Source organism: Pseudomonas sp. TH15 (assembly GCF_016651105.1).
Taxonomy (GTDB): domain Bacteria; phylum Pseudomonadota; class Gammaproteobacteria; order Pseudomonadales; family Pseudomonadaceae; genus Aquipseudomonas.
Genome location: NZ_JAEKEL010000001.1, coordinates 1,281,031 through 1,293,013 on the forward strand (window position 1 = coordinate 1,281,031; position 11,983 = coordinate 1,293,013).

Below are 11,983 nucleotides of genomic sequence, written 5' to 3' on the forward strand. Positions count from 1 at the left end.
CAGTCCGATCGAGGGTCTACCCATGAGCAATGCCGCTTTAGCTGTAAAACCCGCTGTTCACGCGCTTGAAATCCATCCGGTGGCCGGCCGGATCGGCGCCGAGATCCGTGGCGTGAAACTCTCCGGCGAGCTGGACGCCAGCACCGTCGAAGCGATCCAGCAGGCGCTGGTCCAATACAAAGTCGTGTTCTTCCGCGAGCAGACGCAGCTCGACGATCAAAGCCAGGAAGCATTCGCCCACTTGCTCGGCGAGCCAGTGGCGCACCCGACCGTACCGGTACGCGATGGCACCCGTTACCTGCTGGAACTGGACGGCGCTGAAGGCCAGCGCGCCAACTCCTGGCACACCGACGTGACTTTCGTTGACGCGTACCCGAAAGCCTCGATCCTGCGCTCGGTGGTGGCCCCGGCGTTCGGTGGTGATACCTTCTGGGCCAACACCGCGACGGCCTACAACGAGCTGGCGCCGGAGCTGCGTGAACTGGCAGACAAGCTCACCGCCGTACACAGCAACGAATATGACTACGCCGGCGCCAAACCGGACGTGTCGGCGGAAAAGCTGGAGCGCTACCGCAAGATCTTCACTTCCACCGTTTACGAAACCGAGCACCCGGTGGTCCGTGTGCACCCGATCAGCGGCGAAAAGAGCTTGCTGCTGGGGCATTTCGTCAAACGCATCAAGGGTTATTCCCTGGCGGATTCGGCGCATTTATTTGGTCTGTTGCAGAGCCATGTCACCCGTTTGGAAAACACCGTGCGCTGGCGCTGGAAGGCTGGTGACGTGGCGATCTGGGACAACCGCTCCACCCAGCATTACGCGGTGGATGACTATGGGACTCAGGATCGGATCGTTCGCCGGGTGACGTTGAAGGGCGAGGTACCGGTGGGCGTGGCGGGGCAGCGGAGTCAGACCATCAAAGGCCCTGATATCGGCGGCGTCTGATCTGACCCCATCGCTGGCAAGCCAGCTCCCACAGTGGAAAGTGTTGAACACAATGGATGTGTAAAACACAAACCCTGTGGGAGCTGGCTTGCCAGCGATGCTTTTAACTACCACACGCCGATCTGGACCAATTTCTCGGTTTCCGGCTCACCATAACGAAACCGCTGCCCGCGCAAATCAATCTCTTGATGACTGATGGTCGTACGCCGCTTCAACCCGCGCACCCACTCAAACAAATACCCCGCATGCTCTTCACGAACCGCCGCAAACGCCGGATTCGCGCCCAAATCTCGCAACTCCTGCGGATCATTCAGCAGATCAAACAACTGCGGCCGAAACCCGTCGTACGCCAGGTATTTCCAGCGCTCGCTGCGCACCATGGTCATGCGGCAACGGTCGATCGGCTGCGCAAGCCGCTCCCGCGCCGGGGCCTGGAATGCGTAGTCATATTCGCTGATCGCATAGCGGCGCCAATTGGTTTTCACGCCGTGCAGCAGCGCAATCAATGAGCGTCCTTCAAGCCGGTGTTCAGCACTCGGCAAACCCAGCGCGTCAAGAAACGTCGGCAACGCATCAATGGTTTCCACCAGCCGATCATCCACCGATCCTCGAGTGATATCCGCCGCCACACGCGGGTCGCGAACGATCAACGGAATCCCCACCGCAGGCTCCAGCAAAAACTCTTTCTCCCCCAAATAATGGTCGCCCAGGAAGTCACCGTGATCGCTGGTGAACACAATTAGCGTGTCATCCCATCGACCGTTGCTCTGGAGAAAATCAAACAAGCGCCCGAGCTGATCATCGACCTGTTTGATCAACCCCATGTAGGTCGGCACCACGTTCAACCGCACCTCATCACGGGAAAAATTCAGGCTTTCTTCATGCTGCCGAAACGCGTTGTACACCGGGTGATCACTCTCCTCGCCGAACGCTGCGCGCACCGGTTCAATCACCTGATCGGCGCCATACAACGCGTGATACGGCGCCGGGGCGATGTAGGGCCAGTGCGGCTTGATGTACGACAGGTGCAGGCACCACGGCTGCTCACCTTGCTCAGCGATGAAGTCGATGGCGCGGTCGGTGGTGTAGACGGTTTCCGAATGCTGCTCGGGGACGCGGGCCGGCAGATGAGCGTTGCGCATTTTCCAGCCGCTGAGGATTTCATCCTGCGGGCCTTCGGCGGCGTTGGCCCAGTCGTGCCAGGGGTTTCGACCTTCAAAGCCGTTCTCGCGCAGGTAATGGGTGTAAGGCGCGGATTCGCGTTTCTCATCGAAGATCGGGTCGTCCGGGAAGATCCCGTCGTGGCGAAAATAGGCTTCGAAACCGACCTCGTTCAACGCGTCCGCCTGATCGCTGTCAGGGTCGATGGCCAACCGTTGCAACGCATCCAGATTGGGCGTGGCGTGGGTCTTGCCCACCAGCGCGGTGCGAATGCCATGCGGGCGCAGATAGTCGCCGATGGTCAGCTCTTCCAGAGGTAAGGGCACCGCGTTCCACGCCACTTGATGGCTGCTGACATAGCGTCCGGTGTAGGCCGACATCCGCGACGGTCCGCAGATCGTGCCTTGGGTGTAGGCACGGCTGAAACGCACGCCGGCAGCGGCCAGGCGATCGATGTTCGGGGTGTGCAAATGCGGGTGGCCGTAGCACGACAGGTAATCGCGGCGCAGTTGATCGCACATGATGTACAGCACGTTGCGCACGGGTTTTTGGGTGTTGGGCATGGGGTTCACCGATCAGAAGACAGGCGAGGGTTTTCGCTGGTGGGGTGGGGTTGAGGCAAGTGCATTTGGGGAATGGGTTTTATGCAGTGGGTGCATCGTTAGCCGGGCGGACGCCATCGCGAGCAAGCTCGCTCCCACAGGGAACTGGTGGTTGCCACAGAGAGTGGGCATTGCAGGATCTACTGTGGGAGCGAGCTTGCTCGCGATAGCGGTAGGTCAGACAGCCAGATTTTCAAGAGAACACACCTCTTCATCCAGCTCATCAATCTCCTTGATCTGCGCAATCATCGCCTCGGCCAACGGCGACAACCGATACCCCGCCCGGCTGACAATCCCGTACCGCGTATACAACTCCTCCAGATCATCCGCCAAACCCTCAATCTTCAAACACACCAATTCACCCTTGGCGAGGTGCAGCGCATCTGAATACGCGCCGACAATCCCGATGGCATCCGAACGCATCACCACACTCAGCAGGCTGTAGCTGTTTTCACATTCCACGTTCGGCGTGAAATCCGGCCGCCCACTCAAGTCGACGATGACTTTGCGCAGGTTCGGCGGGCGAATGCTGACGGCCATCGGATAACTCATCAACTCCGCAGCACTGACACTCTCACGCCCCGCCAACGGATGCCCGGCGCGGCAGCAAAAATGCCATTTGCGTGGGCGCAGGCGTTGGGTCAGGTAGTCCGGGTCTGCTTCGAAATGGCGGGTGTCGGCGACGAAGAATTCGAACTCCTCACTCAGTAGCCGCTTGCTCAGGCTTTGCCAATCGTCGACCTGAAACTGCACCCGCGCTTTCGGATAGCGCCCGATGAAGCTACCGATCGCCCGCGGGATCAACCCGGCCGCCGGTGCCGGGCCGCAACCGAAGCGTAATTCGCCGGCCTCCAGGCCATTGAACTGGCTGATCTCGTTGGCCATCTGCTGCGCGCCGCTGACCAGCCGCCGCGCGTGTTCGAGCAACACCTGACCTTGTTTGGTCGGCGCCAGGTCCTTGCGTCCGCGATCCACCAACTGACAACCGACACTGTGTTCCAGCGCCTGAATGCTGCGGCTGAACGCCGATTGCGAGAGGTTCACCGCCAGCGCACCCGCGACGAAGCTGCGCTGGTCGGCGAGGGCGATGAAGTGACGAAGTTGGCGCAAATCGATATGCATTTTTCACATAAAAAATATCGGGCGAATGCATTGGATATGCATCAGGTGGACTCCTTATAAAGGCAATCTCTTATGCAGTAAATCTTTCTAAAAACATAAATAAATAACTTAAAAGAATATGCAGGGCTGAAAGCGTTTGCGTGTTTTTTGATCAGGAGCCGCCCTATGAGTCCGTTGAACCTCGCCTCACCCCTTTCGCCCCGACGGCTCAAACGCCTGCCCCTGGCCCTGTTACTGGCGGGGAGCGCCAGCTGGACTCACAGCTACGCCGCCGATTCGCAAACCCCGGCGGCGGTTCCGGCCGGCAAGCCTGCGGCCGACAGTTCACAGTTGGAAACCGTGACCGTCACCACCCGCCGCCGCGAAGAAAGTTCGCAGGACGTGCCAACGCCGATGAGCGTGGTCAGCGGCCAGACTCTGGAAACGCAGCGGGTATATCGCATCCAGGATCTGCAACAACTGGTGCCCAGCGTCAACGTCGCCTACATGCATGCGCGCCAGTCCAGCGTGTCGATCCGCGGCCTCGGTAACAACCCGGCCAGCGATGGTCTTGAAGGCAGCGTCGGGCTCTACATCGACAACGTTTACCTCGGGCGGCCGGGCATGGCGGTGTTCGACCTGATGGACATCGAGCAGCTCGAAGTTTTGCGTGGTCCGCAAGGCACGTTGTTCGGCAAAAACACCACGGCCGGGGTGATCAACATCAGCACCCGGGCGCCGTCGTTCACCCCTGAGCGCAGCATCGAAACCTCGGTGGGCGAGGACGGTTACTTCCAAACCAAGGGCACGATTTCCGGCCCGTTGAACGATGAACTGGCGGGGCGTTTTTCGGCCTATCGCTCCAGCAGTGACGGCGACATCAAGAACGAATACAACGGCCATGAATTGAACGGCGGCTCGCGCGACGGCTTCCGTGGCCAGTTGCTGTTCAAGCCCAACGAGTCGTTCAACGTGCGCTGGATCGGCGACTATAACGAAGAAGATTCCAGCGCCGGCACCCGGGTGTTGTACAACACCGGGCCGACCATCAATGGTTTGAACCTTTACTCGGCGCGGGCCGCTACCGCTGGCGCCACATTGGTCAACGGCTCCCATCGCGATGGTCAATCTCGACAACGATCAACACGTCACGGTGCATCAGGGCGGCACGTCGGTGGAGGCTAACTGGACCTTGCCGAGCGACTTCACCCTGACCTCGATCAGTTCCTATCGCTTTTGGAATTTCACCCCGCGCAACGACGATGGCCTCAACGTACCGGCGAGTTACAACGCCGGGGTGTCGGTGGAGGATAAGCAGTACTCCCAGGAGTTCCGCCTGGCGTCACCCAAGGGTGAATTCTTCGATTACGTGCTCGGTGCCTATTACTTCGGCTCGAACCTGGACAACAAATCTTTCTCCTATTACGGCCCGCAAGCGGACATCTGGAACGGCACGCCGCGAGGCGCGCTGGCCAACGTCGACAGCGTCGGCAACGGCCACATCGAAACCAACAGCTTTGCGCTGTTCGCCCAAGGCACCTGGCACCTCACCGAGCGCCTGGACTTCACCGCCGGGCTGCGTGGCACTTATGAAGAAAAAAACGCCTGGGTGACGCGTGATGCGCCGGTCGGTGGTGCGGCAGTCACAGGCGCGGCGGCCACGGCACGAGGCGGTCGCGCCGGCGCATACGACTCCGGCGATTTGAATCAGTACAGCTCCAGCCCCTCAGGCCTGCTGAACCTGAGCTACCGCTTCACCGATGACCTGCTCGGCTATGCAACCCTGTCCCACGGCGAAAAATCCGGCGGCGTGAACCTCGCGGTCGGCTCCGCACCGACGGCCGGCGCCGACTCGTTGCTGATCGGCACCGAGCGTGCCAACAACGCCGAACTCGGTTTCAAAAGCACCCTGTGGGACAAGCGCCTGCAACTCAACGCCAACGTGTTCTGGACCCAGGTCAACGCTTACCAGACCAACGCCTATGACGACGTCAACCGTGTGCAATACCTGACCAACGCCGGCTCCGTGCGCTCCCGTGGCGTGGAAGTCGAAAGCACGATCATCCCGTTGCGCGGCCTGACCCTGAACCTCAACGGCTCTTTCAACGACGTCAGCTACCTCTCCTACAAAGATGCCCCGTGCCCGCCGGAAGTCAGCCTGCGTTCGGGCGCACCGGCCTCTTGCGACCTCAGCGGCCACCTGGTGGTCGGCGCCTCGAAATGGATCGGCAACGCCAACGGCGAATACAAATGGAACCTGAGCAACGGCTTGGAAGAGTACGTCACCGGCAGCTACGCCTTCCGCTCCAAAGCGGTAGGCACGGTGGAGGATTCGGATTTCGGGCAAATCCCGAGTTATGCCGTGGTCAACTTATCCACAGGCCTGCGCGGCGACTTCCACCAAGGTCAGTGGGACGTCTCGCTGTGGCTGAAAAACGCCTTCGACAAAACCTATTACACAACCCTCTGGACCGGCGCCAACGGCGGTTATGAAGGCTTGCTCGGCACGCCACGCACCCTCGGCCTGACCGGTCGCTACGACTTCTGATTCGTGACTCAAGGAGCTTCATCATGGTGAGCATCAAAACGGCGTTACCCGTGTTGCTGTCCGGCGCAGTATTGAGCGTTGGCGCTTTCGCGGCGCCCAGCGTCTACCCCACCGGCGTCACCCGTTACGACCCGGCCAAAGCCTTCAACCAGTACGTGATTTTCAGCGGCGCCGACAAGCAGACGCACCTGATTGACATGAATGGCAACGCAGTGAAAACCTGGCCCCAGGCCGGTTTCCCTTCAGCAATCATCGACCCGAAACTGGTCGGCGGCGAACGTGGCCACGTGCTGCTGCAACTGAGCGACAAGGACCCCGGCAAGCTCGGCTCGGTCGGCAATGGCCTGGGCAACCAGAGCGTCGGCGAACTGGACTGGAACGGCAAAGTGGTCTGGCAGTGGGGCGACAAGGCGCCGGGCGGCGCGGCGCAACAGCACCATGACCAGCGTCGCTTGAGCAATGGCAACACCGTGGTGCTGGCGAACAAGGTGCACAAGGTCGACGGGTTCAAAGTGCCCGAGGTGATCGACGATGCGATCTACGAGGTCAGCCCCAAGGGTGAGGTGAAATGGCAGTGGCTGGCCTCGGAACACCTCGATGAATTCGGTTTCACGCCCGAGCAGTTGAAGCTGGTGCGCGCGAGCGACAACCCGGATTACCTGCACATCAATAACCTCAGCCTCGTCGGTCCGAACAAGTGGTTCGATGCCGGCGATAAACGCTTCAACCCGGACAACGTGTTGCTCGATTCGCGCAATGCCAACTTCATCGCGATCATCGACAAGCACAGCGGCAAAGTGGTTTGGCGCCTTGGCCCGAACCTGCCACAGATCGATCCGAAAATCCCGCAGAAACTGCCGCGTCCGATCGACCAGTTCGTCGGCCAGCATGACGCCCACATTATCCCGGCGGGCCTACCGGGCGCGGGCAATCTGTTGGTGTTCGATAACCAGGGTTCGGCGGGTTATCCGAACGTCACTCTTGGGCTGATTTCCGGTTCACGGGTGCTGGAAATCGATCCGCTCAAGAATGAAATCGTCTGGCAGTACAGCGCGGCCAGTTCCAGGCAGCCGGGTTGGGCGTTTTACAGCTCCTTCATCAGCAGTGCGCGACGTCTACCGAACGGCAACACGTTGATTGATGAGGGCATGAACGGGCGGTTTTTCCAGGTGACGGTGAACGGTGAAAACGTTTGGGAATACGTCAGCCCTTATCTCGGCAAAGCACCGGGCAGCGATGCCATCAGCAACTGGGTCTATCGCGCGTTGCCTGTGAGTTATGACTGGGTACCAAAAGGGACGCCACGTTCGCAGACAGCGGTGATTGCACCGGGTGTGGGCGCGCAGCAGACGAATGCCAGTCGATAGTTGAAGCGCGCATCGGGTCTTTTCCGATGCGTTGCGCGAATACTTTTAATGCTTGAAAAGCATCGTTTTTCGCACGCATCGCTACAGCCCTTGTACGGCGTGGCTTTGGCGAAAGTGATTGCTTCATATATTCGATTCAGGTCTATCCATAACTTTAAAGGTTACTTTCAGAGATAAGCGTCTGGCCCAATGATTGGCCCGTCGATACGCCTCGCGGGGGATTCAAGTGCGGGTGTGTCGAGCTGTTCATGAACAGACCGTAAAAGAGACCGCAGGGAGTTAATCAATGGGCAATGTCCAGACCGCCGCCGGCGCACATGAGGTGCTCTGGCGCCAGGCGCCGAGTGGCGAGTTGGTCGACCTCGGCCGGGTGCACCGCGTGCCGTTGGGTCAGTTGCGTTTGCAACGTGCGCCCAAGGGCATTCTGAGCCGGCGCGAAGCGATCCTGCTTGGTGTGCTGGCGTTGCTGGTGCATGGCGCGGTGATCTATTGGGTCAATCAGCAACCGACCACCGTGCTGCCGATCGTGCCGCCGGAAATTCCGCCGATGACCATCGAGTTTTCGCGCCCGGCACCGCCCGTGGTCGAGCCGCCACCGCCACAACCTGCTCAACCCGTGGTCGAGCCACCGCCGCCCGTGGAAGACGAGTTGGCCGTGAAGCCGCCGCCACCAAAACCGATTCCAAAGCCAAAACCAAAACCGGTCGCTAAGCCCGTACCGAAACCAGCTCCCAAAGCTGTTGAACAGCCGCCAGCACCGCCGCAACCAACGGCACCTGTCGCAGCCCCGGCGCCACCCGCACCACCGGCGCCCGCGCCAGTGACCCCGGCCTCGGCCAACGCCGCGTACTTGAAAAACCCGGCGCCGGAATATCCGTCCCTGGCTCAGCGTCGCGGTTGGGAAGGCACGGTGTTGTTGCGGGTGCATGTGCTGGCCAATGGCAAACCGGGCGAGATCCAGATTCAGAAAAGCAGTGGTCGCGACCAGCTCGACGACGCGGCGTTAACCGCCGTGAAGCGTTGGAGTTTCGTGCCGGCCAAGCAAGGTGATGTTGCCCAGGATGGCTGGGTCAGCGTGCCCATCGATTTCAAGATTCATTAAACCGAAACCAATTTCGCGCGAAACGTTTACACGAGGGAATACATCATGACGTTACTAGCCTCTCCACTTGAATCCATCGAAGGTGCGGTGATCTGGCTGCTGGTGGTTTTTTCCGTTGCCACCTGGGGTTTGGCGTTGCTCAAGGGCGTGCAATTCGGGCGCTTGAAAGCCCAGGATAAGAAATTTCATAAACAGTTCTGGGCCGCGTCGAGTCTCGACTCAGCGGCCGAGCTGAGCGAAACCCAGCCAGGCGCGGCGGCCCGTGTGGCCCAGGCCGGTTACGCGGCGATCCAGGTAGGTGAAGCGCCGGCCACGAATGACTTGAGCCAGGCGATCAATCATCAGGATCGTCTGGAGCGTGCGTTGCGTCAGCAGATCGTCCGCGAGCGTCGTTCGCTGGAAACCGGGCTGGCGGTGGTCGCGAGTATTGGCAGCACCTCGCCGTTCATTGGCTTGTTCGGCACGGTGTGGGGAATCATGGAAGCGTTGAAAGGCATCAGCGCGGCGGGTTCGGCGAGCCTGGAAACGGTGGCCGGGCCGATTGGTGCAGCACTGGTCGCCACCGGTGTGGGGATCGCGGTCGCGGTGCCGGCGGTGCTGGTTTACAACTACTTTTTGCGGCGCCTGAAACTCACGGCGGCGGACCTGGATGACTTCGCCCATGACTTCTACAGCCTGGCGCAGAAGAGTTCGTTCCGTCTGCTGATTCACCCGACCTCGCACAAAGTCGTGGCCCAGGGCGGTGCGCAGAAAGTGAAGGAGGCGTCCTGATATGGCCTTCTCCACGCAAGACAGTGATGAGGTGCTGAGCGAGATCAACGTGACACCGCTGGTGGACGTGATGCTGGTGCTGCTGGTGGTGTTTATCGTCACCGCGCCGCTGCTGACCAACGCGATCCCGATCAACCTGCCCAAGACCGAGGCCGTGGCCCCGGTGGAGCAGAAAGACCCGCTGGTGGTGAGCATCGATGGCGCCGGCAAGCTGTTTATCAACAAGGATGAAATCCAGCCGGATTTGCTGGAGTTCAACCTTAAATCGGCGAAGGCCAAGGATCCGGAAGTGCGCGTGCAATTGCAGGCGGACGATGGGGTGAATTACGGCGAAGTGGCGCGGGCCATGGCCTCGATTGAGCGGGCGGGGATTACCAAGTTGTCGGTGATTACTGCGCGTTAACAGATTTCAAGTTTTCCGGGGCCGTCTCCTTGGCAGGGTGCGGCCCTTTTTTTATTCCCAAGGTAAACGCAGGTCCCCTATGGGAGCGGGCTTGCTCGCGAATGCAGCGGGTCAGTCGCCATCAATGTTGTCTGATCCACCGCATTCGCGAGCAAGCCCGCTCCCACAGGGGGATACGTGCATATTCAATTAAGGTCTTAATAAATAGCTTCTTATTCCTTAACGAATATAACTCTCGTCCCTATACTCGATCAGGAACAGACACGCAGCAGGAGAGCTCCCCCATGCGCAACGAATCAATTCGCTACCTGATTGTGCCGGGCTGGCAAGGATCGCCAGAAGATCATTGGCAAAGCCATTGGCAGAACAGTCTGCCGAACAGTGCACGGGTGGAGCAGGCCGATTGGCTGACGCCGCGCCGTGAAGACTGGGTCGCCGCGCTGGCCGAGGCGATTGCCGCCGACAGCACACCGGTGATCCTGATCGCCCATAGCCTGGGTTGCATCACCGTTGCCCATTGGGCAGCCACTGCGCCGTTGCAGTTTTTGCGTCAGGTGCGCGGTGCCTTGCTGGTTGCGCCAGCGGACGTCGAACGCCCGGCCTGCTCGCCGGCCTTGCGTAACTTTGCACCGATTCCGACCACCCTGTTGCCGTTCCCGAGCCAGGTCGTCAGTTCCGACAACGACAGCGCCGTCAGCGCATCCCGTGCGATGGAGCTGGCCCGTAATTGGGGCGCCGAGGCGGGGATTCTGGCGGGTGCCGGGCATATCAATGTCAAGTCCGGTCACCAGCGCTGGGAGCAGGGTTTTGCGTACCTCTATCGCCTGCAAAACCGCATGGAACATCACGCCCTGCGCCGCGCTTGAACCCTTTATTTTTTGCTTTTGTTTTTTAAAACAACGCCCCCCGTCTCCCGGCGGTTTTGGGCGGGAGTCTGCCATGAGTTTTGAAGCCTTCGGTCAGCCGCTGCTGACCTTCCCCGATGCAGAAAAAAGTCCTCTGAGCATCCGCGCCAAGGCGCTGGTGTTTGTTGATCCGCGTTCGCGGCAGTTGCGCCAGGAATTGGAGCAACTGGCACCGCGCGCCATTTCGGTATTGATTCGCGGTGAAACCGGCAGCGGTAAAGAATTGCTCGCCCGCCACATCCACCGCGCCAGTGATCGCGGCGGGTTGTTCGTGTCGGTCAATTGCGGCGCGATCAGCCCGACGTACGCTGATGCCGAGTTGTTCGGCTATGCCGCCGGCAGTTACACCGGTTCGGCCAGCAGCCGGGCTGGCTGGTTCGGTTCGGCCAATGGCGGGACGCTGTATCTGGATGAAATCGGCGATCTGCCGCTGCCAATCCAGATCAAGTTGCTCTCAGCATTGGAAAACCACGAAGTCACCCGCGTCGGCGCTCATCAGCCGAGCCCGGTGGACGTGCGCCTGGTCGCCGCCACCAGCATCGACCTGGGCCAGGCGGTGGCGGCCGGGAAATTTCATGAACGGCTTTATCACTACCTCAGCGAAGGGCAGCTTGAGTTGCCGGCCTTGCGTGAGCGGGTGGGAGACATTCTGTCCCTCGCCGAGTATTTCCTTGGCATCTACAGCCAGCGCCTGGACTTGCCGGTGCCGTTGATCAGTGATGCGGCGCAGCATGTGCTGGAGGCGCATAGCTGGCCCGGCAATACCCGGGAACTGGAGAACGTCATTCACTTTGCGCTGCTGGTGAGTACCGGGGATGAGATCTTGCCGGAGCATTTGAATCTGCCGGAGGTGTTGCCGTCGTTGGTGCAGATTGAGCGGCAAGTTGCGCAAGTCAGCAAAAACGGCACGGTTGCCGAGCGTTCGGCCCTCAAGGACCTACTCGAAAGCTTGAGCCAAGCGCTGTAACCCTGTGGGAGAGAGCTTGCTCCCACATTCGGTAAGCGGCGGGCCAGAGCTGTATGAACAAAATGGAATATCAAAGTGAATAAAAGATATTGTTCGGGAATAAAAAATCCCGG

General features: G+C 60.0%; 9 protein-coding genes and 1 pseudogene. 8 read left to right on the forward strand and 2 right to left on the reverse strand.

Annotation, left to right across the window (positions count from 1 at the left end; all coding sequences use genetic code 11):
- Positions 1-22: 22 nt before the first annotated feature.
- Positions 23-943, forward strand: coding sequence for a TauD/TfdA dioxygenase family protein (locus tag JFT87_RS05820; RefSeq protein ID WP_201199620.1), 921 nt, complete (start codon positions 23-25; stop codon positions 941-943).
- Positions 944-1,050: 107 nt separating this feature from the next.
- On the opposite strand, the gene JFT87_RS05825 is transcribed toward JFT87_RS05820, so the two are convergent.
- A complete protein-coding gene (locus JFT87_RS05825) occupies positions 1,051-2,667 on the reverse strand; it encodes an alkaline phosphatase family protein (protein WP_201199623.1) in 1,617 nt (538 codons plus the stop codon).
- Positions 2,668-2,883: 216 nt separating this feature from the next.
- Entirely contained in the window at positions 2,884-3,828 is a 945-nt protein-coding gene (locus tag JFT87_RS05830; RefSeq protein WP_201199625.1) for a LysR family transcriptional regulator, read from the reverse strand.
- A gap of 165 nt (positions 3,829-3,993) precedes the next feature.
- Between JFT87_RS05830 and JFT87_RS05835 the strand changes: the two are divergent.
- The 7 genes and pseudogenes from JFT87_RS05835 (at position 3,994) to JFT87_RS05865 (ending at position 11,870) form a co-directional block, all read left to right on the forward strand.
- Positions 3,994-6,355: pseudogene (locus tag JFT87_RS05835) on the forward strand (TonB-dependent receptor).
- Positions 6,356-6,378: 23 nt separating this feature from the next.
- Entirely contained in the window at positions 6,379-7,722 is a 1,344-nt protein-coding gene (locus JFT87_RS05840; protein ID WP_201199627.1) for an aryl-sulfate sulfotransferase, read from the forward strand.
- Positions 7,723-8,008: 286 nt separating this feature from the next.
- Positions 8,009-8,824, forward strand: coding sequence for an energy transducer TonB (locus JFT87_RS05845; protein WP_201199629.1), 816 nt, complete (start codon positions 8,009-8,011; stop codon positions 8,822-8,824).
- A gap of 45 nt (positions 8,825-8,869) precedes the next feature.
- Positions 8,870-9,595 (forward strand): MotA/TolQ/ExbB proton channel family protein, encoded by a 726-nt coding sequence (locus JFT87_RS05850; RefSeq protein WP_201199631.1) that lies wholly within the window; start codon positions 8,870-8,872, stop codon positions 9,593-9,595.
- Position 9,596: 1 nt separating this feature from the next.
- Positions 9,597-9,998 (forward strand): ExbD/TolR family protein, encoded by a 402-nt coding sequence (locus tag JFT87_RS05855; RefSeq protein ID WP_003220570.1) that lies wholly within the window; start codon positions 9,597-9,599, stop codon positions 9,996-9,998.
- A gap of 284 nt (positions 9,999-10,282) precedes the next feature.
- Positions 10,283-10,864 carry an alpha/beta hydrolase gene (locus JFT87_RS05860; protein ID WP_201199633.1) on the forward strand — a complete coding sequence of 194 codons (582 nt, stop codon included), beginning with the start codon at positions 10,283-10,285 and terminating at the stop codon, positions 10,862-10,864.
- A 73-nt stretch (positions 10,865-10,937) separates the two neighbouring features.
- Positions 10,938-11,870, forward strand: coding sequence for a sigma 54-interacting transcriptional regulator (locus JFT87_RS05865; RefSeq protein WP_201199635.1), 933 nt, complete (start codon positions 10,938-10,940; stop codon positions 11,868-11,870).
- Positions 11,871-11,983 lie beyond the last annotated feature (113 nt).